Origin of the sequence: Mycobacterium sp. SMC-15, assembly GCF_045310925.1 — a bacterium.
Classification (GTDB): Bacteria; Actinomycetota; Actinomycetes; order Mycobacteriales; family Mycobacteriaceae; genus Mycobacterium.
On the sequence record NZ_JBJIAJ010000015.1, the window covers coordinates 118,908 to 141,583 of the forward strand.

Annotated in this window: 22 protein-coding genes; 11 read left to right on the plus strand and 11 right to left on the minus strand. The window is 67.3% G+C overall.

What is annotated here, in order from left to right; all coding sequences use genetic code 11:
- Position 1: 1 nt before the first annotated feature.
- On the minus strand, positions 2-2,224 hold the full coding sequence (locus ACJH71_RS20225; RefSeq protein ID WP_406759762.1) for a TIM-barrel domain-containing protein: 2,223 nt from the start codon (positions 2,222-2,224) through the stop codon (positions 2-4).
- 205 nt (positions 2,225-2,429) lie between these two features.
- Between ACJH71_RS20225 and ACJH71_RS20230 the strand changes: the two genes are divergently transcribed.
- Genes ACJH71_RS20230 through ACJH71_RS20250 form a run of 5 tightly spaced genes read left to right on the plus strand, consistent with a single transcriptional unit; the run spans position 2,430 to position 7,573 of the window.
- Positions 2,430-3,215: a 2-keto-4-pentenoate hydratase gene (locus ACJH71_RS20230; protein WP_406759763.1), complete on the plus strand. Its 786-nt coding sequence runs from the start codon at positions 2,430-2,432 to the stop codon at positions 3,213-3,215.
- A gap of 20 nt (positions 3,216-3,235) precedes the next feature.
- Positions 3,236-4,168, plus strand: coding sequence for an acetaldehyde dehydrogenase (acetylating) (locus ACJH71_RS20235; protein WP_406759764.1), 933 nt, complete (start codon positions 3,236-3,238; stop codon positions 4,166-4,168).
- The gene (dmpG, locus tag ACJH71_RS20240) at positions 4,165-5,193 is read left to right on the plus strand and encodes a 4-hydroxy-2-oxovalerate aldolase (protein WP_406759765.1); all 1,029 of its coding nucleotides are present in this window, start codon (positions 4,165-4,167) and stop codon (positions 5,191-5,193) included. The genes ACJH71_RS20235 and dmpG overlap by 4 nt, the downstream gene beginning before the upstream one ends.
- 7 nt (positions 5,194-5,200) lie before the next feature.
- Positions 5,201-7,282, plus strand: coding sequence for a RecQ family ATP-dependent DNA helicase (locus ACJH71_RS20245; protein WP_406759766.1), 2,082 nt, complete (start codon positions 5,201-5,203; stop codon positions 7,280-7,282).
- A 21-nt stretch (positions 7,283-7,303) separates the two neighbouring features.
- Entirely contained in the window at positions 7,304-7,573 is a 270-nt protein-coding gene (locus ACJH71_RS20250) for a hypothetical protein (protein ID WP_406759767.1), read from the plus strand.
- Here the strand turns inward: ACJH71_RS20250 and ACJH71_RS20255 are convergent.
- From ACJH71_RS20255 to ACJH71_RS20270, 4 genes are read right to left on the minus strand one after another with little or no spacing between them, the layout of a single operon-like run.
- On the minus strand, positions 7,548-8,267 hold the full coding sequence (locus ACJH71_RS20255; protein ID WP_406759768.1) for a hypothetical protein: 720 nt from the start codon (positions 8,265-8,267) through the stop codon (positions 7,548-7,550). The genes ACJH71_RS20250 and ACJH71_RS20255 overlap by 26 nt on opposite strands.
- An 11-nt stretch (positions 8,268-8,278) precedes the next feature.
- A complete protein-coding gene (locus ACJH71_RS20260; protein ID WP_406759769.1) occupies positions 8,279-9,211 on the minus strand; it encodes a TIGR03619 family F420-dependent LLM class oxidoreductase in 933 nt (310 codons plus the stop codon).
- Positions 9,208-9,666, minus strand: a complete 459-nt coding sequence (locus ACJH71_RS20265; RefSeq protein WP_406759788.1) for a nuclear transport factor 2 family protein — start codon at positions 9,664-9,666, stop codon at positions 9,208-9,210. Before ACJH71_RS20265 ends, ACJH71_RS20260 begins: the two co-directional genes overlap by 4 nt.
- A gap of 5 nt (positions 9,667-9,671) precedes the next feature.
- A complete protein-coding gene (locus tag ACJH71_RS20270; RefSeq protein ID WP_406759770.1) occupies positions 9,672-10,607 on the minus strand; it encodes an IclR family transcriptional regulator in 936 nt (311 codons plus the stop codon).
- Between the two features lie 96 nt (positions 10,608-10,703).
- On the opposite strand from ACJH71_RS20270, the gene ACJH71_RS20275 reads away from it, so the two are divergent.
- Genes ACJH71_RS20275 through ACJH71_RS20285 form a run of 3 tightly spaced genes read left to right on the plus strand, consistent with a single transcriptional unit; the run spans position 10,704 to position 13,761 of the window.
- Positions 10,704-11,831, plus strand: coding sequence for a hypothetical protein (locus ACJH71_RS20275; RefSeq protein ID WP_406759771.1), 1,128 nt, complete (start codon positions 10,704-10,706; stop codon positions 11,829-11,831).
- A gap of 2 nt (positions 11,832-11,833) precedes the next feature.
- Positions 11,834-12,616: an SDR family oxidoreductase gene (locus tag ACJH71_RS20280; RefSeq protein WP_406759789.1), complete on the plus strand. Its 783-nt coding sequence runs from the start codon at positions 11,834-11,836 to the stop codon at positions 12,614-12,616.
- Positions 12,616-13,761 (plus strand): sulfotransferase family protein, encoded by a 1,146-nt coding sequence (locus tag ACJH71_RS20285; RefSeq protein ID WP_406759772.1) that lies wholly within the window; start codon positions 12,616-12,618, stop codon positions 13,759-13,761. The genes ACJH71_RS20280 and ACJH71_RS20285 overlap by 1 nt, the downstream gene beginning before the upstream one ends.
- Before the next feature lie 52 nt (positions 13,762-13,813).
- Here ACJH71_RS20285 and ACJH71_RS20290 read toward each other — a convergent pair whose 3' ends face one another.
- Both ACJH71_RS20290 and ACJH71_RS20295 read right to left on the minus strand, forming a co-directional pair.
- Entirely contained in the window at positions 13,814-14,287 is a 474-nt protein-coding gene (locus ACJH71_RS20290; protein ID WP_406759773.1) for a hypothetical protein, read from the minus strand.
- 10 nt (positions 14,288-14,297) lie between these two features.
- The gene (locus ACJH71_RS20295; protein WP_406759774.1) at positions 14,298-15,470 is read right to left on the minus strand and encodes a Rieske 2Fe-2S domain-containing protein; all 1,173 of its coding nucleotides are present in this window, start codon (positions 15,468-15,470) and stop codon (positions 14,298-14,300) included.
- A 110-nt stretch (positions 15,471-15,580) separates the two neighbouring features.
- On the opposite strand from ACJH71_RS20295, the gene ACJH71_RS20300 reads away from it, so the two are divergent.
- Positions 15,581-16,117, plus strand: coding sequence for a gamma carbonic anhydrase family protein (locus tag ACJH71_RS20300; RefSeq protein WP_406759775.1), 537 nt, complete (start codon positions 15,581-15,583; stop codon positions 16,115-16,117).
- A 100-nt stretch (positions 16,118-16,217) separates the two neighbouring features.
- Here the strand turns inward: ACJH71_RS20300 and ACJH71_RS20305 are convergent, their stop codons facing one another.
- The 4 genes from ACJH71_RS20305 to ACJH71_RS20320 are packed head-to-tail and all read right to left on the minus strand — an operon-like array spanning position 16,218 to position 19,891.
- A complete protein-coding gene (locus ACJH71_RS20305; protein WP_406759776.1) occupies positions 16,218-16,628 on the minus strand; it encodes a nuclear transport factor 2 family protein in 411 nt (136 codons plus the stop codon).
- Between the two features lie 13 nt (positions 16,629-16,641).
- Complete coding sequence (locus ACJH71_RS20310; RefSeq protein WP_406759790.1) at positions 16,642-17,829, minus strand: thiolase domain-containing protein; 1,188 nt, start codon at positions 17,827-17,829, stop codon at positions 16,642-16,644.
- Positions 17,826-18,890, minus strand: coding sequence for a thiolase domain-containing protein (locus ACJH71_RS20315; protein ID WP_406759777.1), 1,065 nt, complete (start codon positions 18,888-18,890; stop codon positions 17,826-17,828). Before ACJH71_RS20315 ends, ACJH71_RS20310 begins: the two co-directional genes overlap by 4 nt.
- 8 nt (positions 18,891-18,898) lie before the next feature.
- Complete coding sequence (locus ACJH71_RS20320) at positions 18,899-19,891, minus strand: Zn-ribbon domain-containing OB-fold protein (RefSeq protein WP_406759778.1); 993 nt, start codon at positions 19,889-19,891, stop codon at positions 18,899-18,901.
- A 58-nt stretch (positions 19,892-19,949) separates the two neighbouring features.
- On the opposite strand from ACJH71_RS20320, the gene ACJH71_RS20325 reads away from it, so the two are divergent.
- Complete coding sequence (locus tag ACJH71_RS20325; protein WP_406759779.1) at positions 19,950-20,981, plus strand: LLM class F420-dependent oxidoreductase; 1,032 nt, start codon at positions 19,950-19,952, stop codon at positions 20,979-20,981.
- Between the two features lie 66 nt (positions 20,982-21,047).
- Positions 21,048-22,595: an acyl-CoA synthetase gene (locus ACJH71_RS20330; RefSeq protein ID WP_406759780.1), complete on the plus strand. Its 1,548-nt coding sequence runs from the start codon at positions 21,048-21,050 to the stop codon at positions 22,593-22,595.
- Positions 22,596-22,676 lie beyond the last annotated feature (81 nt).

Genomic DNA, 22,676 nt, shown 5'->3' on the forward strand with positions numbered 1-22,676 from the left:
TCTAGAAGCCGCCGGTGTTGCAGCGGGCGAAGTAGGGCAGGTCTGTCAGCGGCGCTGCCACGGTGGCCTCCGACGGGCCGGCGTAGCTTCCTTCGCTGTCTTTCCGTGTCCAGCAACCGGGTGGGAAATAGACCTTCCGCGAGGTGGCGCCCTGGGTGACGACCGGGGCAACTAGGACGTCGGATCCGATCATCCATTCCTGGTCGGCCGCCCATGCCCGGGGGTCGTCGGGTGCGGCCAGCCACACCGGCCGGGACAGTGGTATGCCGGTGCTGGCCGCGGTGGCCCAGGTGGCGGAGATCAACGGGATGGCCCGCTGGCGCAGCTCGGCGAGCTGTCGGAAGGTGTCCAACGTCTCCTGGTCGTAGTCCCACGGCATATGGGTGCCGGAGTGCGCCCCGTGTACCCGCATGATCGGTGACAGTGCAGCCATCTGAGACCACCGCACGAACAGCTCCTTGGGGGTGGGGCCGGCCAGCAGGTCCTGGTAGCCGCCGATGTCGGTGCCATAGCCGTAGGCGCCGGCCAGGCCCCGGTTGAGCATGTCCGGGATGAGTGCGGCCAGGCCAGAGGCCACCGAGAAGTCGGTGCTCTCGTCGCCCGGGAAGTTGCCACCTTCGTAGCCGGTCGACCCGGTATAGCCCGCGCGGTTGTAGAACCAGATGTGGCGGCCCGGATGTGATTGTTCGAAGGACTCCACCGCTTCGCGTACGGCCCGCTGGTACAGCGCGGGGTAGGCGTTGTGCATGGTGGCGCCGGTCTGCCCGTTGGCGAAATGCATGTCGGGCAGGGTCTGTTCGCCGAAATCGCTCATGAAACCGTCCGCCCCGGTTTCGAGCTGCTCGATCACGGTGCGTTGGAACCAGGCTTTGGCGGCCGGGTTGGTGAAGTCGATGACGGCGGCCTGTCCGCCGAGCGCCTGGTTGGGGGAGCCGACGATGTAGGGCCTGCCATTGGCGTGGGTCGCCACGTAGTTGTTGGCCACCGCATACCGGTAATCCGCCGGGGAGGTGTTGCGCAGCGGATCCATGCTGACGAAGCTGCGGGTGTAGAGCAGCACGTGAATACCGTGCGAACCGAATTCGCTGATCAGTTGGCGTAGGACCGCCGGGTCCAGGGTGAGCCAGGCCTCGGGGCGGTAGGCGGTGATCGGCAGGTTGTAGGCGACGATGTTGGCCAGGTCGCTGCGGACGACCGCCGCGTAGTCGTCCCCGGTCTGCCCGGTCACGATGCGACGGTCCAACTGCGTGCCCAGCGCCCATGCCGGCGGGACGCGATGGCGGCCGTTGGCCGCGCTGAGTGCACTGATCACCTGTCCCGGGTCGCCGACGGCGACCTCATAGTCCAGGTGGGCGGCGGCGACGTTGACGTGCCAGGCGTCGGGGCGATCGGAGTCCAGATGCCAGTCGGCCAGCTCGGTTTGGGCCAGTAGGAAGCCGTAGCCTGCGGTGGAGGTGAACTGTGGTTGCACGTAGTAGGCGGCCCTTGGACCGCCGGGGAACAGATAGTGCGGGCCGCCGGAGCTGGCCATCAGGACATTGAACACCGGTGCCAATGGCCCGGCGCCGACGTTGGCCTCCTGCACCCAGTTGGTGAATCGGCCCCCATGCTGATCCAGTCCGTTGTGCAGGCCGCCGAAGCCGGCGAACCGCTCACCGGTCGGCGACGCGAAACTGTCTCCCATCGCGACGATGCCCTGGGTGCTGCTGGGGACGACCGACACCCGCAGCCGGCCGGAGTCCTCGCTGAGCGTCACCCCCAGGGTGCGCCCCGACGGGTCGTCGGTACGCAGCGTCAGCTCCAGGCCCTGCGGCAAGGGGCGAGTGGAAAGTACTCCGGTGGCCGCGTACTGCATCCCGCAGCTGGAGGCCTCCCATAGGTCACCCACCCACAACGGGCTGATGAGAAACGGGGTCGCCGAGGACGTACCCACGGTGAAGGTGAATGGCGTGTACCGGGTGGGAAACAGCCACTCGGAGGGGGTCACACCGAGCGGTTTCTGGGCTTCGTTCTTGACCAGTCGCGGCCCACCGTTGCTGGGCACCTGCGTCAAAACCGGTTGACCAGAGGAGTTGAGCACCTGCATGGCAAACGGTGCCTGGTTGACGCGCACGGTGAATCCGGGACCGGCAAAGCTCAGCTCGCCGGCGTCCGGGAGCGCTGCGGTGGGTGGGACAACCGCGATTGCTGCAGCGGCCAGGCCAATACTGGTCACGATGGCCATCGACCGCACGGCGCCTCCGGAGTTTCACAAAGTGGACTGTTGTCCTGACAGTTGTTCCATCGGCAGATCCTGACGGGTACAGATCACGTCCGGGCCGCTACGGGGCTACGGCCTCGTCTCAGTTTGCGGTTTTAGAACACGTTATAGAATTGCCGCTGAACGGCTCGTTTCATCCGCTCAACACCACCCGAGGGGACCATCGAAGATGCTCAGCGCCCAGATCCGTGAGGAACTCGCTGCCGAGTTGGCGCAAGCGGAGCGGAGTCGGGTTCCGATCTCTCCGTTGACGGCGGCTCAGCCCGGTATCGACGTCGTCGACGCCTACGAGATCCAGCTGATCAACATCCGCCAGCGGATCGCCGAGGGCGCCCGCGTCGTCGGACACAAGGTCGGTCTGTCCAGCGAGGCGATGCAGCAGATGATGGGCGTCGACGAACCGGACTACGGCCACTTGCTCAACGAGATGCAGGTGTTCGAGGACAAGCCGGTCAAGGCGTCGAACTACCTCTACCCGCGGGTCGAGGTCGAGGTGGCGTTCATCCTGGCCGCGGATCTGCCGGGCGCGGACTGCACCGAGGAAGACGTGCTGGCCGCCACCGAGGCGTTCGCCCCGGCCATCGAATTGATCGACAGCCGGATCAGCGACTGGAAGATCAAACTCTGCGACACCATCGCCGATAACGCCTCGTCGGCCGGATTCGTGCTGGGCAAGCAGCGGGTCAAGCCGGGTGACATCGATATCCGAGCCATCAACGCCTCTTTGACCAAGAACGGCGAGGTGGTCGCGCAGGGCCGCAGCGACGCGGTGCTGGGCAACCCGGTCACCGCGGTGGCTTGGCTGGCGCGCAAGGTGGAAAGCTTTGGGGTGCGGTTGAAGGCGGGCGACATCGTCTTGCCGGGCACCGCGACCCGGGCCATCGACGTACACGCCGGCGACGACTGTGTCGCCGAGTTCGCCGGGCTGGGTTCAGTCCGGCTGGTTTTCGCATAGATTCGGATAGAGGAGCGTTCATGGCTGCCAAAGCCTCAGTCGCGATCGTCGGGTCGGGCAACATCAGCACCGACCTGCTGTACAAACTGCTGCGTTCGGAGTGGCTGGAGCCGCGCTGGATGATCGGCATCGACCCGGAGTCCGAGGGTCTGGCCCGGGCCCGCAAGCTCGGCTTGGAGACCTCGGCGCAGGGTGCGGACTGGCTGCTGGCCCTGGATGAGAAGCCGGACTTCGTCTTCGAGGCCACCAGCGCCTACGTGCACAAGGCGTATGCGCCCAAGTACGAGGCCGCCGGCATCCGGGCCATTGACCTGACCCCGGCCGCGGTGGGCCCGGCGGTGATTCCGCCGGCCAACCTGCACGAGCACGTCGATGCGCCCAACGTCAACATGATCACCTGCGGTGGACAGGCCACCATCCCGATCGTGTACGCGGTCACCCGCGCGGTCAAAGCCCAAGGCGGCACGGTGCCGTATGCGGAGATCGTGGCCAGCGTCGCCAGCGTGTCGGCCGGTCCGGGTACGCGGGCCAACATCGACGAGTTCACCAAGACCACCTCGGCCGGTGTGCAGACCATCGGTGGTGCCGAGCGCGGCAAGGCGATCATCATCTTGAACCCCGCCGACCCGCCGATGATCATGCGCGACACCATTTTCTGCCAGATCCCCGAGGACGCCGACCGCGACGCGATCACCGCGTCGATCAAGGACGTCGTCGCCCAGGTGCAGACCTACGTGCCGGGCTACCGGATGCTCAACGAGCCGCAGTTCGACGAGCCGTCGCTGAACTCCGGCGGGCGTGCGGTGGTCACCACGTTCGTCGAAGTCGAGGGCGCGGGCGATTACCTGCCGCCCTATGCGGGCAACCTGGACATCATGACCGCCGCCGCTACCAAGGTCGGCGAGGAGATCGCCCGCGAGATGGCGGCGGCAAAGGCTGGAGGAGCGAAATGAGCGACCACATCTTCGATGTGCGGATCACCGACACCTCGCTGCGCGACGGCAGCCACCACAAGCGCCACCAGTTCACCGGTGAGGAGGTCTCGGCGATCGTCGCCGCGATCGACGCCGCCGGAGTGCCTGTCATCGAGGTGACCCATGGTGACGGACTGGGCGGGTCCAGCTTCAACTACGGGTTCTCCAAGACCCCGGACCAGGAGCTGATCAAGCTCGCGGCGCAGACCGCCCGCGACGCCAAGATCGCCTTCCTGATGCTGCCCGGCGTGGCCACCAAGGAAGACATGAAGGAGGCGCAGGGCAACGGCGGTGTGATCTGCCGGATCGCCACCCACTGCACCGAGGCCGACGTCTCCATCCAGCACTTCGGCCTGGCCCGCGAGCTCGGCCTGGAGACCGTCGGGTTCTTGATGATGGCCCACACCGTCACCCCGGAGAAGCTGGCCGCCCAGGCCCGCATCATGGCCGACGCCGGCTGTCAGTGCGTGTACGTGGTGGACTCCGCGGGTGCGCTGGTGATGGAAGGTGTCCGCGATCGGGTGCAGGCGTTGGTCACCGAGCTCGGTGACGACGCCCAGGTGGGTTTTCACGGCCACGAGAACCTCGGGCTCGGCGTCGCCAACTCCCTGGAGGCGGTACGCGCCGGTGCCAAGCAGATCGACGGCTCGGTGCGCCGATTCGGTGCGGGCGCGGGTAACGCCCCGGTCGAAGCGCTGATCGGGGTGTTCGACAAGGTCGGGATCAAGACCGGCATCGACTTCTTCGACATCGCCGACGCCGCCGAGGAAGTGGTGCGCCCGGCCATGCCGGCCGAGTGCGTGCTGGACCGCAACGCGCTGATCATGGGTTACTCCGGGGTGTACTCCAGCTTCCTCAAGCACGCGGTGCGCCAGGGCGAGCGTTACGGCGTGCCCGCCCATGAGCTGCTGCACCGGGCCGGGCAGCGCAAGCTGATCGGCGGCCAGGAGGACCAGCTCATCGACATCGCGCTGGAGATCCAGCGGGAGCGGGCTGCGAAATAATCGCGGCATGACGGTGCGGCCGCAAGCCCAGGCGATTCTGGAGCAGCTGGCCGGACCGCAGGCGCTGCTGCGCGACGACCAGTGGGCTGCGATCGAGGCACTGGTCGTTGGGCGCCGCCGCGCGCTGGTGGTGCAGCGGACCGGCTGGGGCAAGTCGGCGGTGTATTTCATCGCGGCCAAGCTGCTGCGGGCCGGCGGGCACGGCCCGACGGTGATCGTGTCGCCGCTGCTGGCGTTGATGCGCAACCAGGTCGCTGCCGCGGAACGCGCCGGTGTGCACGCGGCCACCATCAACTCGTCGAATGTGACCGAGTGGGCCGACGTGCAACGTCGGGTGACCGCGGGCGAGCTGGACGTGCTGCTGGTCAGTCCGGAGCGGCTCAACAATCCGGACTTCCGCGATGAGGTGCTGCCGGCGCTGGCGGCCCGGGCCGGGCTGGTCGTGGTCGACGAAGCGCACTGCGTGTCGGATTGGGGCCACGACTTCCGGCCGGACTACCGGCGGATCCGCACCCTGATCGCCGAGCTCGGCGCCGACATCCCGGTGCTGGCGACCACGGCGACCGCCAACAACCGGGTGGTCGAGGACGTCGCCGGCCAACTCGGGGTGGGCGGTGGCGACACACTGGTGCTGCGTGGTGGCCTGGACCGCGAATCGCTGCGGATGTCGGTGGTGCACGCCGGTGGTCCGGCGCAACGGGCCGCCTGGATCGGCACTCACCTGGAGAAGCTGCCCGGATCCGGGATCGTCTACACGCTTACCGTAGCCCAAGCCCACGACGTGGCCGCCGACCTGCGCGCGCAGGGGTTCGCGGTGGCCGCCTACACCGGCTCCACCGATTCGGCCGACCGGGAGCAACTCGAGGCCGACCTGCTGGCCAACCGGGTCAAAGCACTGATCGCCACCTCCGCGCTGGGCATGGGATTCGACAAGCCCGACCTAGGTTTCGTCGTCCACCTCGGTGCGCCGTCCTCGCCGATCGCCTACTACCAGCAGGTCGGTCGAGCCGGGCGCGCCACCGCCAGCGCCGAGGTGATCCTGCTGCCCGGCACCGAGGACCAGGACATCTGGCGCTACTTCGCGTCGCTGGCCTTCCCCGCGGAGTCCTTGGTGCGCAAGGTGATCGGCGAACTATCACCCGACCAGCCGCTGTCGACACCGGCGCTGGAGGCACGCGTCGACCTGAATCGGTCGCGGCTGGAGATGGTGCTCAAGGTCCTCGATGTCGACGGCGCGGTGCGCCGAGTCAAGGGCGGATGGCTGGGAACCGGTGCGCAGTGGAGCTACGACGAGCAGCGCTACCGCAAGCTCGATGAGCTGCGACGGGCCGAGCAGCAGGCGATGCTGGACTATCAGGGCACGCACGGCTGCCGGATGAGCTTCCTGCGTGCCCAACTCAACGACCCTCAACTGCAGGCGGGGGAGCGTTGCGGGCGGTGCGACAACTGCGCAGGGCCGCGGTTCGACGCCGCGGTGGATCCCGCGGCCGCCACGGCCACCCGCGAGCGGCTGATGCGACCCGGGGTGGAGATCACGCCGCGTCGACAGTGGCCATCGGGGCTGGCGCAGCTCGGCGTCGCACTGTCCGGCCGGATCTCCGACGGGCCGGAGCCGGGCCGGGTCATCGGCCGGCTCACCGACCTGGGCTGGGGAGCTCGGCTGCGGCGGCTGCTCGACGAGCCCGACCGCGAGGTGCCCGACGAGGTGGTACGCGCGGCCGTGAGCGTGCTGGCCGGCTGGGAGTGGCAGAGCAGGCCGACCGCTGTGCTGGGGCTGGACTCGGCAACGCACCCGGTGCTGATCGGCTCGTTGACCGACCGGCTGGCCGAACTCGGCCGCCTGACCCGCTTGGACACCCTGCGATATGCGCCTGGGCGGAGGGCGGCGACCGCCGCGAACTCCGCCTACCGGGTCGCCGCGCTGCAGGGTTGCTGGCTGCCGCCGGCGGAACTACCGGCGGACATCGGCCCGGTGTTGTTGGTCGACGACGTGACCGACACCGGGTGGACGTTGACGATGGCGGCCCGGGTGTTGCGCGCCGCGGGTGCACCCCAGGTCCTGCCGTTCGCCCTGGCCAGCGTGAACTAAGAACGCGGGTACCGTCGAGTGATGAGCGGTATTACTCGAGCGATAGCGGTCGGCTTGCTGAGCGTTGCCGGGGTACTGACACCGGTGGCAAACGCCGCACCGGAGCAATGCGACCAGACCTTCGGCAACTCCATCGACTCGTACCTGAACCGGCATCCGGACGTCCGGGCCGAATTAGACGCGAAAGGACGGCAGGAGGATCCCGGCGCCCCGAACCCGGTGCTCTCCTACCTCGAACGTCACCCGCATGTACGGGAGGCGTTGATCACGCTGTCCCAGCAGTGTGTGTGACGAACGGCGACCGGAACACATAGCGGCTGGTGGGCACCGTGTCGATGTTCAGGTGCGCGCCGAACGCACTGACACTGGCGATCATCCGGCCCGCCCGGTCGGTGAGGTCGGCCTCGTCGGCCGCGCCGTAGAACGCGTACGGATCTGACACCGCCTCGTCGGGGAAGTTCTCCTCGACGATGGCATCGATGCGGGGTGCGTCCTCGGTGAGTGGGCGGATCACCACATTCTGGGTGTAGCCGAAGGTCGCCTGGGTGTCGATGGCGACCTGGGTGTGGTCGATGTGCCAGCGGTGCAGCCAGGTCGCCTCGTCCAGATCAGCCGGCCGGCGCAGCAACGCCACATTGGCCAGTCCCCGGGTACGGCGGCCCTCGCCGAGGTCCGGCGGCGGCATGGGCATCGATTCGGTCACCAGATACGCCGCCGCCGAATCGGATTCGGCTTCGATCAGTGCGATGGCTGCCCGAGTCGCTTCGCTGTAGTACTGCTGGGTCCACAGGCTGATGACGGCCGCCGCCGGCGGATCCAGCGTCGTCAGGGTCATCATGGAGTCGCGCACCGCCTCGTCGCGCACGTTCACCACGACGCCCGGCAGTCCCAGATCCAGCAGTTTCTCCGCGACCGGACCCCGCATATTCTGGCACCATTGGTCGCTGAAATCGGCTGTGCGCGCAATGATCATGACCTTTTCCATCGATGTCTCCCTTAACCGGTTGCGGCGCGGAACGCCTCGACGAGTTGGCTGAGCAGCTCAGTGGCCCGGCCGATTTCCTTGGGCAGCGAGCAAGTGACCCGCACATCGGTGACCCCGGCGGCTACCAGTGCCGGCGCAGAGGCCGCGGTGGCGGCGGTGTCCAGGGAGCCGTCCGGGTTCTTGGCGGTGGTCGCGTGGCCCAGCACCTGCAGGCCGGTCGGATCGCCGCCCAGCGCTGCGATGCGGTCTTTCATCGCCGCGATGGCGCCCGCCGGGTCGCGCATTGCCGGGCCCCACGGGATCCAGCCGGACCCGAACCGGGCCAGCCGGCGCGCCACCGCGTCATTGACGGTGCCGCTCACCCAGATCGGAACCCCGCCGGGTGTAACGGGTTTGGGCATCTGGTGAATGTTCTCGAAGGACAGCTCCGGGGATGTGTAGCTGCTGCGCTGCTGAGTCCACAGGGTCTGGCAGACCTCCAGGGTGTGGTCCAGGAGACGGCCGCGGCGCTCGAACGACAGTCCGGCGGCCTCGTACTCTTCGCGTTGCCAGCCGACGCCCACGCCGAGGTCCAGCCGTCCTCGCGACAGCACGTCCAGCGTGGCCAGTTCTTTCGCCAGCACCGCCGGCCGGCGCAGTGCCGCCAGCAATACCGCCGTGCCCAGCCGGATGCGGGTGGTGGTTGCGGACAGTGCGGTCAGCACGATCAGCGGGTCCAGCCACTGACCGTCGGGACCAGTCGGCTGGCGCCCGCCGCTGATACCGCCCAGCCGGGGGTCGGCGTAGGCATCCGGGTTCTCGCCGAACACCACGTGGTCGGAGACCACGACACGATCGACGCCCGCAGCGTCCATCGCGGCGCCCAGCGCCAAGGTGGTGGACCAATCGTGGCCGGGGTGGTCGGTGAAAGTCTTGAGCTGGAAAGAGATCTGGGGTCTGGTCATGAGCGCACCTGGCGAGCAGGTCGCGACTCGATCGCGTCGACGGTCAGCTCCCGCCGCGCGATCCGCCAGTCCTGCCCGACGCGGTGATAGGCGTCGCGGTAGCGCAGGTACCAGACGTGGTCGGTGAGCTTGCCATCGTGTTCGAGCCAATGATGTGCCACCCCGGCGATCTCTCCGGTCGCGACGTCGGCCGAGGTCGAGGCGGTGTAGACCTCGCCGACGATGCCGTGGTGGGTGCGGCTCACGCCGGCCAGTGCTGACATTGCGTCCCGCACACCGGCGTGGCCTCGGTGGCGCACGCATGGCTCCAGGTGATCCGGCGGATCCGGCAGCACGAGTTCGGCGTCGGCGGTGAACAATTCGGCCACCTCGTCGAATCGTCGTGCGTCGACGTAGCCGGCGTAGCGGTGCACGAGTTCGGACAGCTCGAGCCGGGAGGCAGTCGACAAGGCCAGCGCGGTCATGGCGCCGAACCTAACAGCCAGGCGGGCCTAGTTCCGCCGAGTTGCACGGTGAGCGCCTCGGCGGTCCGCAGCAGTCCACGCGCCCACTTGGAGATCTCGGAGTCGGTCAGCGCGCGCTGGGCGTGCAGCGACACCACCATCGCTTGGCGTTGATGGTGGTCGTAGACCGGCGCGGAGATCACGCTGATGTCGTGCCGGCCCCGGCCGCCGGCTTCGCCACGCAGATACACCCGCTCACCGATATCGGACACCAGCTCACCGAGCAGGGCCCGCAGCTCATCGGGCAGATCGCTGGACAGGCCCGCCATCAACCCGTAAAGCCGTTGCCCACCCGGTGTCAGCCGCTCCACCAGGTAGCCGTCGGCACGGCACTCGTCGACGACGCGTTGCAGGCGCTCGCTCTCCGATCGCAGCGGGATGGTGGGCTGGCGGGCCAGCCAGTCCCGCAGCGCGTGGTCGTCCCAGAGCACGAACATCAGCCCGACCGGCGGTGCAAAGGGATAACTCTGGCCGGCCTGAACTCCCAGGTGCGCGTTGGGTGCCGCCACCAGTTCCAGCACCGTGATCCGGTCGTCGACCACCGCGCTCAGCGCCGCGGAGGTGGCGAAATCCGCGGACAGTCGCCGCAGTTGCTCGCGCGCCTCGGGGCCGACCCGCAGCGACTGCTGGGCTGCGCGACCGAGTGAGATCAGGCCCGGCCCGAGCCGGTAGGTCTTGTCGGGATCGTCTCGCGTCAGGTAGCCCGCGTCGGCCAGGGCGTTGGCGATGCCCAGGCACGTCGGCTTGGACAGCTGCGTGCGCCGGGCCAGCTCGGACAGGCCGAAGCTCTGGTCGGGGTGGCGGGCCAGAAAATCCAGGATCGTCACCACCCGCTCGGTCGGCGGGGACGACCGCACGACTCGTTGGGGCGCCGCTTGTTCAGGCACAGCCATTGCAGCATGCTACCGCGACCGTCTAAAGTCGGTTCGAGATATCTACCACTGCGGTCCAATATTGGACCAATTGACGATCTGCGAGGTGCTGCAGCGATGTACTCCGAACCCCTGTCGGCCGCGATCGCCGAGGCGGAGAAGCTGGTTGCCGCGGCCCCGCACATCGAGACCGAGGCCGACCTGCTCGAGGGCCTGCAATACCTGGCCGGCGGCGTCGAGGCATGTGTGCACGCCGCCTTCAACAGCGAGCGCGACCACCCGTTCTTGCTGTCGGGCACCGGGCCGTTCACCAAGATGGGCCTGGACAACCCCGACACGCTGTACTTCGGCACCGTGGTGCGTCCCGGCAACGACTACATCGTGCAGGGCACCCGGGGAACCACGACCGACCTCAGTTTCCAGCTGCTCGGTGGCGAGTACACCGACGACAACGTCCCGGCCAGTGAGGCCGCCTTCGACGATCGCGAACTCGACGTCGCCGCCGACGGCACCTTTACCTGGCGTTTCCAGCCCAAGACACCGGCGCAACTGGTGATCCGCGAGGTCTACAACGACTGGGCCGCGCAGCGTGGCACGCTCTCGATCGCCCGGACCGATACCGAAGGCACCGCACCGCCGGAGCTGACCCGACGGCTCATCGAGAAGCGTTATGCCGCAGCGGGAAAGCAGCTGATCAACCGCATCAAGACCTGGCTGGCGTTCCCGCAGTGGTTCTACCTCAACCTCCCGGTCAACACCATGGTGGCGCCGCGGCTCACGCCGGGCGGTCTGGCCACTCAGTACTCGTCGGCCGGGCACTACGAGCTCGAGCCCGGGCAGGCCTTGGTCATCACCCTGCCGGTGTCGGATGCGCCGTACCTGGGCTTCCAGTTGGGCAGCCTGTGGTACATCTCGCTGGACTACATCAACCACCAGACCTCGCTGAACGGCACTCAGGCGCAAGCCGATCCGGACGGCAAGATCCGGATCGTGGTCTCCGATACCGATCCTGGGGTCACCAACTGGGTCGAGACGCTGGGGCATCGGCGCGGCTTCCTGCAGTTCCGCTGGCAGCGGGTGTCGCGGCAGCTGACCGAGGCCGACGGCCCGACCGTCGAGCTCATCGACGTCGATGCGGTGCAGGCGGCGCTGCCCTTCTACGACCACAACAAGATTTCCCAAGACAGCTGGCGAGCGCGTATCGCGCAGCGGCAGCAGCAAATCGCTAACAGAATGCTGGGGTGAAGATGACCGGAATGCTCAACGGCAAAGTCGTTGTGATCAGTGGTGTCGGGCCGGGGCTCGGCAGCACGATGGCCAATCGGTTCGCGGCCGAGGGTGCCGATCTGGTGCTGGTCGCGCGCAGTGCGGATCGCCTGGAAGAGGTGGCCAAGCAGGTCCGGGCCGCCGGGCGTCGCGCCTTGGTGGTGCCGGCCGACATCACCGATGACGACCAGGTGGCGCACCTGGTGGAGGCGGCCTCGGCCGAGTTCGACCACATCGACGTCCTGATCAACAACGCCTTCCGGGTGCCGTCGATGAAGCCGCTGGCGCAGACTACGTTTCAGCACATTCGCGACGCCATCGAGCTCAGCGGTCTCGGCGCGCTGCGCCTGACGCAGGGCTTCACGCCGGCGCTGGCCGCGGCTAACGGCTCGATCGTCAACCTGAACTCGATGGTGATCCGGCACTCACAGCCCAAGTACGGCGCCTACAAGATGGCCAAGGCCGCCCTGCTGGCGATGTCGCAGTCGTTGGCGTCCGAACTGGGCGAGCAGGGCATCCGGGTCAACTCCGTTGCGCCGGGATACATCTGGGGTGACACTTTGCAGAGCTACTTCGCCCATCAGGCCGGTAAGTACGGCACCACCGTCGAGCAGATCTATGCGGCCACCGCCGCCAACTCCGACCTGAGGCGGCTGCCCACCGAGGACGAGGTGGCGTCGGCGGTGCTGTTCTTGGCCAGCGATCTGGCCAGCGGCATCAGCGGCCAGGTTATCGACGTCAACTGCGGGGAGTACCACAACTGATGACGGCTCGTACCAACGTCGGCACCGTCGAGGATCTGCACGCCTCGGCCACCAAGATGGTGGGTCTGGACGACTTCGGTCCCGACGACGACAACTACCGCGAAGCGCTCGGCGTGCTGCTGGACTCGTATCGGACCGAGGCCGACCTCACCGAGCTGGGCAGCAAGATGAACCGGTTCTTCCTGCGCGGTGCGTTGGTGGCCCGATTGCTGTCGCAGGCCGGCTGGAATGCCAACCCCGAGTACATCCAGGTCGGCATCGAGCGGCCGATCTTCGTGACCGGGCTGCCCCGCACCGGCACCACCGCGCTGCACCGGCTGCTGGGCGCCGACCCGGCGCACCAGGGTTTGGAGATGTGGCTGGCCGAGTTCCCGCAGCCGCGACCGCCACGCGAAACCTGGGACAGCAACCCGGTTTTCCAGCAGATGACAGCTCAGTTCGCTCGGCACCATGACGAGAACCCGGACTACACCGGGCTGCACTTCATGACCGCCGACGGCTTGGAAGAGTGCTGGCAGCTGCTGCGCCAGTCGCTGCACTCGGTGTCCTATGAGACGCTGGCGCACCTGCCGAGCTATTCGCGCTGGCTCTCCGAACGGGACTGGGTCCCGTCGTACCAGCGGCACCGCCGGAACCTGCAACTGATCGGGCTCAACGACCCCGGCAAGCGCTGGGTGCTCAAGAACCCCAGCCACCTGTTCGCGCTGGACGCGATCATGGCGGTCTACCCCGATGCGCTCATCGTGCAGTGCCACCGGCCGGCCGAGACCATCCTGGCGTCGATGTGTTCGCTGGCTCGGCACACCACCGAAGGTCAGTCGAACACCTTCGTGGGCGCGCGGATCGGCGCCGACGAGATGGAGACCTGGGCTCGCGGGTTGGAGCTGTTCAACAGCCAACGCGCGCAATACGACCAGGCTCAGTTCTGCGACATCGATTACAAGGATTTCGTCGCCGACCCGCTGGCCACCGCCGCGAGCATCTACGAACGCTTCGGCCTGCCGCTGTCCGATGAGGCGCGCCAGGCCATGGCCGACGACTATGCCGCAAGCAAGACCGGCCCGCGTGCGCCGAAGCACGAATACTCGCTGGCGGACTATGGGTTGACCGCCGAGCAGGTCCGGGAGCGCTTCGCCGGACTGTGAGTTGCCCCGACGCGAAAGCCCCCTCCGATGATGGAGGGGGCTTTCGCGTCGCTCAGTCGATACCGTCGCCGGGCGGGGGAGCGCTGGATCGCTCCTCCAGGTGGCCCTCGGCAACCGCGTGCAGGATGCTCTTCGCCAGCTTCGGGCAGCCGCGGTTGCGGCTGCTGGTGTGGCCGGCTTCGCGCTCAGCGGCGAAGTGGGCACACTGCTGCACCGCCGCCGAATTCCATTGCACCGAGGTGTATCCGGGTCCCAGCTTCTTGACCTCGACGGTGGCGGTGCAGTGCCGGCATTCCACCGGCATCAAGCCTGAATGCAGGTAGCGGTCGGTATCCCGTTCGGTCGCAGCACGAATCGCCTCGTAGCGTTCCGGGTCGACCGGAAACAGTGGCTGTCGCGAGTAGCGGGTGTCGGGACCCGACTCATCGTCCCGGTCGTCGGGGTGGTCGCCGTGCTCGTCATGCGGACCGTAGAGCATCAGCATGGACCGGGCCAGCTCGCCGGCGTCGGGAACCTCGCGGGCCATGGCGGCCGCCCTACTCGGCGTTAACGGTTTCGGAAGCCTTTGGGGCCTTGGCTTCCTCTTCCTGCACCCGCAGGTTCTCGGCGACTTCCGCGTTCCACTTCTCGTTGGCCACCGTCGCGTCGATCTCGATCTCGTAGCGATCGGTCATCTCCGAGGTGACGTCGGCAGCGTCGACGTAGAACTGCGAGTACCACCGGCGCAGCTGGTAGACCGCACCGTCTTCCTCGACCAGCAGCGGGTTCTCGATCCGGCTCTTGTGCGTCCAGATCTCGACGTCCTGCAGGAAGCCCTTGCTGACGCCGTCGGTCATGGCGTCGGCGATCTTCTCGGTGGTCGCGTCGTCCAGGCCCTTGGGCTTCTGCACGATGACGCCCCACATCAACCGGAACTGGTCCTGGCTGATCGGGTAGTGGCAGTTGATCAGGATCGACTCGGCCTTGAAACCGCCGTAGCTGTTGTGCAGCCAGTTGATCATGAACGACGGACCGAAGTAGGAGGCCTCGGAGTCCAATTCCGAGCCGCCGTAGCTGGTGCCCAGGCCGGGAACGTCGGAACGCCCGACGTTGTGCAGGTACTGCGAGGCGATGTGGCCCTCGAAGACGTTCTTGAACGAGGTGGGCAGCCCGTAGTGGATGTAGAAGAAGTGCGCGAAGTCGGTGACGTTGTCGATGATGTCGCGGCAGTTGGAGTCGATCACCATCGAGTTCCAGCGCCAGTCGGTCCACTCGCCGCTGGACCACTCCTCGATCTCCGGGATCCGCACCTCGTCCGGCGGCGGGTTGCCCTCGGGGTCGTTGTACATGAACAGCAGCCCGCCGCGCACGTCGGTCGGGAAGGACTGGGTGCGCGCAACCCGCGGGGTCCGCTTGGAGTAGGGCACCAGCTTGCAGCGCCCGTCGCCGCCCCAGCGCCAGTCGTGGAACGGGCAGGCGACCGTGTCGCCCTTGATCTCACCGCGGCTCAGATCGCCACCCATGTGGCGGCAATAGGCGTCGAGCACGTGCAGCTCACCCTGCGAGTCGGCGAAGACCACCAGCTTGGCGCCGAACGCATGGATGGAGTGCGGCTTGCCGTCCTGGAAGTCCTTCACCGGGCCCAGGCAGTGCCAGCCACGCGCGTAGCGGTCCGGCAGTGTTCCGGTATCGATGTGGCGGACGCCGACCTCGGCGTTGTCAGTGCTCACCTGTTGCCTCCAACCCTTTGCTTCTAACTAGAACACGTTACAGTTTTGACAGCTGTTTGCGCAATAAGCCCTGCTGGTTCGGGGTCTTTCGTCCCTGGTATATGTGAACGATGCAGCTGTTTTCCTTCAATGGTCGCTCGCCGCGGATCGACCCCACCGCCTTCGTCGCTCCCACCGCCACGCTGATCGGCGACGTCACCATCGAAGCCGGGGCCTCGGTGTGGTTCGGCGCCATCTTGCGCGCCGACGACGCTCCCATCGTGGTGCGCGAGGGCGCCAACGTACAGGACGGCTCGGTACTGCATGTGCCGCCGGGCGTTCCGGTGGACATCGGCCCCGGCGCGACGATCGCCCACATGTGCCTGATCCATGGCGCCAACATCGGCGCCGAGGCGCTGATCGGCAACCACGCCACCGTGCTCGACGGTGCGGTGATCGGCAGCCGCAGCCTGGTCGCGGCCGGAGCGACGGTGCTCGCCGGAACCAAGATCCCCGCCGGGGTGCTGGTGACCGGCTCGCCCGCCGTCGTCAAGGGTCCGATCGCCGGCACTGGTGCCGAGATGTGGATCAACGCCAACCCGCCGTACTACCGCAACCTCGCACAGCGCTACCGCGAAGGCCTGGAGCCGGTTGAACTGGGCGATTGATGCAGTTCTCGCCGAACGTATACTCAGACCGAAAAATTGCCGGGAAACTCGGTCTGATTACACGTTCGACGCGGCTATTGGTGCCGCTGAACTGGCTCGCTTAAACGGGTTTGGCGGTCTTGGCGGCGCGGTCCAACTCCCAGTAGGCGCGCAGCGCCACCAGTTCACCCTTTTCATTGGCCCGGTAGGTGAACACACCCTCGGTGACGATCTGGTGGCCGCCCATGGTGATGGTGATGTTTCCGGTGTTGGCTTCCTCATCGCCGCACTGGAAGGTGTCGGAGAAGTTGAATTCGATCTTGTCGGTGCTCGCGATCGCGTTGTCCCAGAACTTCGAGATCGCGTCACGACCGCGGTGCCCCTTGCCCTCGGGGTCGAAGTGCGACGGCCCGATCGGGTCTTGCACGATCGCGTCGTCGGCGAAGTTCGCCAGCCAGGCGTCCTTGTCGCGGGCCGCGACCGCGTCACGGGAGCGCTTGCCGGCAACGTGGGCGGGGTGATCTGCGTTCATGCGGATGTCCTTCTCAGTTGGCGGGCTTGTCGGCGGGCTTGTCAGCGGAGACCACCCACATCGAGTAGTACTGCGAGCCACCGCCGTAGGCGTGGCCCAGTGCCTTGCGGGCATTCGGCACCTGGTGATCGCCGGCCTTGCCCATCACCTGGATCGCCGACTCGGCGAACCGGATCATGCCCGAGGCGCCGATCGGGTTGGAGGACAGCACCCCGCCGGAGGCGTTGACCGGCAGCTTGCCGCCGATCGCGGTCTCGCCGGCCTGGGTGAGCCTCCAGCCCTCGCCGGGCGCTGCGAAGCCCAGGTTCTCCAGCCACATCGGCTCGAACCAGGAGAACGGCACGTAGATCTCCGCGGCGTCGATCTCGTCGATCGGGCTGGTGATCCCGGCTTCCTTCCACAGCGCGGCGGCGGCGTCCCGGCCGGCCTGCGGATTGACCTGGTCGCGCCCGGAGTAGGCCAACGGCTCGGTGCGCAGCGCGGTGGCGTGGATCCAGGCCACCGGCTCGCCCGCGTCGATCCGAGCCTGTGCTGCCGTTTCGTCACCGATCACGATCGCGCAAGCGCCGTCTGAAGACGGGCAGGTCTCGTCGAAACGGATGGGGTCCCACAGCATCTGGGACGCCATCACCTTCTCCACGGTGATGTCGGGCTGGTGCAGGTGCGCCAGCGGGTTGCGGGCGCCGTTGAGCCGGTCCTTGACCGCGACCATCGCGCCGATGTCGTTCGGTGCCCCGGACCGGCGGATGTAGGCGCGCACGTGCGGCGCGAAGTAGCCGCCGGCGCCGGCGCCGACCGGCTTGGTGAACGGCACCGGGATGCTCAGCGCCCACATCGCGTTGGACTCCGACTGCTTCTCCCACGACATCGCCAGCACCCGCCGGTACTTGCCGGACTTCACCAGGCTGGCCGCCACGATCGCGGTCGACCCGCCCACCGAACCGGCGGTGTGTACCCGGATCAGCGGCTTGCCGGTGGCGCCAACAGCATCGGCCATGAACAACTCGGGCATCATCACGCCCTCGAAGAAGTCCGGTGCCTTACCGACCACCACCGCGTCGATGTCGTCGAACGTCGAGCCCGAATCGGCCAGCGCACGGTCGATGGCCTCACGCACCAGGCCGTTCATCGACACGTCTTGGCGCTTGGCGACGTACTTGGTCTGCCCGGTGCCCAGCACTGCAGCGAGTTGGCCCATCAGTTGCGTCCTTCCATCACCGCGACCAGGTTCTGTTGCAGGGCAGGCCCGCTGGTGGCGTGGGCCAATACCCGGCCCGCCGAACCGTCAAAGATGTGCTGCGCGGCGAAGCCGATGCGCTCCAGACCGGCGACGAACATCGGATTGGCCGCCAGGGCGCCGCCGGACGGGTTCACCTTCGTCTTCGAGGGCAACCGCATCGCCTCGGTCAGGATCAGGTGCTGATGGGTGAACGGCGCGTGGATCTCGGCGACGTCCACCGCCGGCATGTCGTCGCCGGAGGCGGCGCGCGTCGAAGCGGTGGTGGACGCCGACCGGGTCAGGTCCCGACTGCCCAGCACCGGAGACTCGATGCGGTGCTCGAAACCGGTGATCCAGGCCGGGTTTTCGCACAGTTCGCGGGCTTTGTCGCCGGCGGCCAGCACGATCGCGGCGGCGCCGTCGGTGATCGGTGCGATGTCGTGCCGGCGCAGCGGGTCGGCGAAGAACGGACGCTCCAGCAGCTCATCGAGGCTGGCGGACGGCTCTACCGAATCCACCCGGTCGGCGACCGCGAAGGTATCCAGTGCCACCCGCGCCATCTGCTCGGCGGTCCATTGGCCGCCGTCCAGACCGAGCCGGGCCTGCAGTGCTGCGATCGAGACCGAGTCCGGCCACAGTGGAGCGACGGTATAGGGGTCGGTCTGCAGGGCCAGGATCCGGCGCAGCTGGCCGGCCGAGGACTTGCCGAAGCCGTAGGCCAATGCGGTGTCGACCTCGCCGGTCAACACCTTGATGTAGGCCTCGTACAGCGCCCATGCGCCGTCCATCTCCACATGCGACTCGTTGATCGGCGGAACCGCGCCGATAGAGTCGATCGCCGAGATGAACGAGAAAGCCCGTCCAGCAAGGTAATCCGAGGAACCCGAGCACCAGAAGCCGATGTCGGTCTGGGCGATGCCCAGCTCGGAGTACAACTGAGCGAAACACGGCATCAACATCTCGACGCCGTTGGTGGTGCCGTCGGTGCGGCGAACGTGCGGGGCGTGGGCGAAACCCACCACCGCGACATCGCGTTGCGTCATGCTGCCCCTCACAGGTGGTGCTTGTAGGTGTCGTAGTCGGCGTCCGGTTCGCCGGTGGGCCGGAAGTATTCGATGTTGTCGATGCCCAGGCCCCACTCCTCGCGGGGCTTCCACACCGCCTCGACGCGCATACCCATCCGCACCTCGTGTGCGTCGATGTCAGACACCAAGTGCAGGAAGGGAATGTCGGCGCCGTCGAGCAACACATAGGCGGCCACGTACGGCGGCTTGATGCGCTGCCCGGCGAACGGGATGTTGATGATGGCGAACGTCGTCACCGTGCCCTTGTCGGGCAGCTCGACGAAATTGTCCAACGGCAGGCCGGTGGCCGGGTCGGCCTCTTTGGGCGGGAAGTACAGCTTTCCTTCGGCGCCGGTGCGGGCCCCGAGCAGCTTGCCTTCCTGCAGGGCGCGCAGGTACGCGCTCTCCGGAAGCGAGGCGGTGTGCTGGATCTCCAGGCTGGACGGGATCACCACCATGCTCACCGGGTCGCGCTCGTCAGGGGTGTCGGCCACCGGTTCGGCGTCCTCACCGATCGTGAAGTAGGCGATGTCGGTGATCGCGCCGACGGTCTCGTCGGCCCAGTGCGCGTGCACGCGGGTGCCGACGCTGATCTCCTTGGGGCTTTCGGCCGCCACCGCGTGCAGAAGCGGCACGTCGGCGCCGTCGAGCTTGATCAGCGCCCAGGCGAACGGGCGCTGAAGCGGCTGGCCCTCCAACGGGGCCGGTTGCCAGGACCACGAGACCACGGTGCCGACACTGCCCACCGGTACGATCTCGGTGAGCGGTTCGTAGCTGACCGGGTCGTACTCGGCCGGCGGCACGTACACCCGACCGTCGGAACCACGGACGCCGACGATGCGGCGCTCACGCAGAGCGGTGAAGAACGCGCCTAGAACGGGGCCGACTGAACGTGTGTAGTCGAAGGACAACTTCAGCGGCGCAGAGAGGGGTGGCTCATGGTCATCGATCTGCGCGCGGTTGCTTTGGCTGGCAGTCACGGCATCGAGTAGAACAGGTTCTAACAATGGTGGCAAGCAGGCGAGCGAGGAGCCAAGGATGAAGCTGGGACTGCAACTCGGATATTGGGGCGCGCAGCCGCCGACCAACCACGCCGAACTGGTGGCCGCGGCCGAGAACGCCGACTTCGACGCGGTGTTCACCGCCGAGGCGTGGGGCTCCGACGCCTACACCCCGCTGGCCTGGTGGGGCTCGTCGACGTCACGGGTTCGGTTGGGCACCTCGGTGGTTCAGCTGTCGGCACGTACCCCGACCGCCTGCGCGATGGCTGCCTTGACGTTGGACCACCTCTCCGGTGGCCGCCACATCCTGGGCCTGGGCGTGTCCGGGCCGCAGGTGGTGGAGGGCTGGTACGGCCAGCGCTTCGGCAAGCCGCTGGCGCGCACCCGCGAGTACATCGACATCCTGCGCCAGGTGTGGGCCCGCGAGGCCCCGGTGACCAGCGCCGGCCCGCACTACCCCCTGCCGATCAGCGGTGAGGGCAGCACCGGACTGGGCAAGGCGCTCAAGCCGATCACCCACCCGCGCCGTGCCGACATCCCGGTGATGCTCGGCGCCGAAGGCCCGAAGAACATCGCGATGGCCGCCGAGATCGCCGACGGCTGGCTGCCGATCTTCTACGCCCCGCGGCTGGCCGACATGTACAACGAGTGGCTCGACGAGGGCTTTGCCCGACCGGGCGCGCGGCGCACCCGCGAAGACTTCGAGATCTGTGCGACGGCCAACATCGTCATCACCGAGGACCGCGCCGCGGCGTTCGCGGCCATGAAGCCCTACCTGGCGCTCTACATGGGTGGCATGGGCTCGGAGGACACCAACTTCCACGCCGAGGTCTACCGCCGGATGGGCTACGGCGAGGTGGTCGACGACGTGACCAAGTTGTTCCGCAGCGGGCAGAAGGACAAGGCCGGCGAGATCATCCCCGACGAGCTTGTGGACGACGCCGCGATCGTGGGCGACGTCGACTACGTCCGTAAGCAGATCAAGGTCTGGGAGGCCGCCGGCGTCACCATGATGGTGGTCACCGGACGCAGCACCGAGCAGATTCAGCAGCTGGCCTCGCTGGTTTAGTCCGGTTCGGCGCGCGGCGCTGGTTCCGCCTTGCGGGCAGACTAGAACGCGTTCTAGATTGGCCGAATGAACGAAGCCGGCCTGTGGAACATTGCCCGTGACACCCCCGACGTCGCCGCCGTGGTCGACGTCCACGGCGGTCAGCTGAGTTACGGGGAGCTGGCCGCCCGCGCGGACCGCTACGGCCGCGGCCTGCAGGCGATGGGCCTGGAGCCCGGCGACGTGCTGGTGATGGTGCTGCCGAACATCGTCGACACGCTCGCGGTGTACTTCGCCGCCATGCAGACCGGGCTCTACATCGTGGCCATCAACTGGCACCTGACCGGTCCGGAGATCGGCTACATCCTCTCCGACAGTGGCGCGAAAGTTGTTGTCGCCCATGAGCGATTCGCTGAGGCGTCCAAGATCGCCGCTGACGAGGCCGGTCTGCCCGCGGCTGGGCGTTTCGCCGTCGGCGACATCGAGGGGTTCGCCCCGCTGTCCACGCTGGGCGCGGGCGAAGAGGGCCGGCCCGATGTGCGCACCATGGGTGCGGCGATGCTCTACACCTCCGGCACCACCGGTAAGCCCAAGGGCGTCAAGCGTCCGCTGACTGGCGCCGACCCCGACGCGGTGCCGGTTGCCTCGGCCGGCTTCTTCGCGCTGTATGACCTGCTGCCGTTCGACAACCACGTGCACATCTGTGGTTCGCCGCTGTATCACACTGCGGTGCTGAACTTCTCGTCGATCTCCATCCAGCTGGGCCACAAGGTGGTGCTGATGGACAAGTGGGACCCCGAGGAGATGCTGGCGTTGATCGACCAGCACAAAGTCACCCACAGCCACATGGTGCCCACCCAGTTCCGTCGGCTGTTGGCGCTGCCCGCCGAGGTGCGCGAGCGCTACGACATGTCTTCGCTGCGCAACATGATTCACGGCGCGGCGCCGTGCCCGCCCGAGGTCAAGCGTCAGATGTTGGACTGGTGGGGTCCGGTGATCACCGAGTACTACGCCGCCACCGAGGGCGGCGGCACCAAGATCAGCGGCGCCGAGTGGCTGACGCACCCGGGCTCGGTGGGCAAGGCCTGGCCGTATTCGGTGGTCAAGGTGCTCGACGACGAAGGCAACGAGCTGCCGGCCGGTGAGGTCGGCACCGTCTACATGCAGATGGGCGGCTCCACCTTCGCCTACCACAACGACAAGAAGAAGACCGAGGAAAACCGTGCCGGCGACCTGTTCACCGTCGGTGACGTCGGCTACCTCGATGAGGACGGCTACCTGTATCTGCAGGACCGCAAGACCAACATGATCATCTCCGGCGGGGTCAACGTCTACCCTGCCGAGATCGAGAACGAGCTGATCATTCACCCGAAGGTGCTCGATGTCGCGGTGTTCGGGGTGCCCGACGAGGACTGGGGCGAGGCGATCAAGGCCGTCGTCCAGCCGGCCGAGGGTGTTGTGGGCGATGACGCGCTGACCGCCGAGCTGATGGAGTACGCGGCGGCACGGCTGGCGAAGTTCAAGCTGCCCAAGTCAATTGACTACATCACGGAGATGCCGCGCGACCCCAATGGCAAGCTCTACAAGCGCAAGCTGCGCGACCCGTACTGGGAGGGTCGGGACGCCAAGATCTAGGGGGGCGCGCTAGGTGTACTGCCCAGGCAGGTTGGTTGAGAAAGTGTGACGACACGCTGTAAGAGTCGTTGATGGGTGAAG

Bases quoted from the DNA above. Each gene is read 5' to 3' on its own strand.
- ACJH71_RS20245 (WP_406759766.1), top strand. From the start codon at position 5,201: ATGACGGTGCGGCCGCAAGCCCAGGCGATTCTGGAGCAGCTGGCCGGA.
- ACJH71_RS20225 (WP_406759762.1), bottom strand. From the start codon at position 2,224: ATGGCCATCGTGACCAGTATTGGCCTGGCCGCTGCAGCAATCGCGGTT.
- ACJH71_RS20235 (WP_406759764.1), top strand. From the start codon at position 3,236: ATGGCTGCCAAAGCCTCAGTCGCGATCGTCGGGTCGGGCAACATCAGC.
- ACJH71_RS20255 (WP_406759768.1), bottom strand. From the start codon at position 8,267: ATGGAAAAGGTCATGATCATTGCGCGCACAGCCGATTTCAGCGACCAA.
- ACJH71_RS20275 (WP_406759771.1), top strand. From the start codon at position 10,704: ATGTACTCCGAACCCCTGTCGGCCGCGATCGCCGAGGCGGAGAAGCTG.
- ACJH71_RS20260 (WP_406759769.1), bottom strand. From the start codon at position 9,211: ATGACCAGACCCCAGATCTCTTTCCAGCTCAAGACTTTCACCGACCAC.
- ACJH71_RS20300 (WP_406759775.1), top strand. From the start codon at position 15,581: ATGCAGCTGTTTTCCTTCAATGGTCGCTCGCCGCGGATCGACCCCACC.
- ACJH71_RS20280 (WP_406759789.1), top strand. From the start codon at position 11,834: ATGACCGGAATGCTCAACGGCAAAGTCGTTGTGATCAGTGGTGTCGGG.
- ACJH71_RS20305 (WP_406759776.1), bottom strand. From the start codon at position 16,628: ATGAACGCAGATCACCCCGCCCACGTTGCCGGCAAGCGCTCCCGTGAC.
- ACJH71_RS20330 (WP_406759780.1), top strand. From the start codon at position 21,048: ATGAACGAAGCCGGCCTGTGGAACATTGCCCGTGACACCCCCGACGTC.
- dmpG (WP_406759765.1), top strand. From the start codon at position 4,165: ATGAGCGACCACATCTTCGATGTGCGGATCACCGACACCTCGCTGCGC.
- ACJH71_RS20270 (WP_406759770.1), bottom strand. From the start codon at position 10,607: ATGGCTGTGCCTGAACAAGCGGCGCCCCAACGAGTCGTGCGGTCGTCC.
- ACJH71_RS20325 (WP_406759779.1), top strand. From the start codon at position 19,950: ATGAAGCTGGGACTGCAACTCGGATATTGGGGCGCGCAGCCGCCGACC.
- ACJH71_RS20290 (WP_406759773.1), bottom strand. From the start codon at position 14,287: ATGGCCCGCGAGGTTCCCGACGCCGGCGAGCTGGCCCGGTCCATGCTG.
- ACJH71_RS20315 (WP_406759777.1), bottom strand. From the start codon at position 18,890: ATGACGCAACGCGATGTCGCGGTGGTGGGTTTCGCCCACGCCCCGCAC.
- ACJH71_RS20230 (WP_406759763.1), top strand. From the start codon at position 2,430: ATGCTCAGCGCCCAGATCCGTGAGGAACTCGCTGCCGAGTTGGCGCAA.
- ACJH71_RS20285 (WP_406759772.1), top strand. From the start codon at position 12,616: ATGACGGCTCGTACCAACGTCGGCACCGTCGAGGATCTGCACGCCTCG.
- ACJH71_RS20250 (WP_406759767.1), top strand. From the start codon at position 7,304: ATGAGCGGTATTACTCGAGCGATAGCGGTCGGCTTGCTGAGCGTTGCC.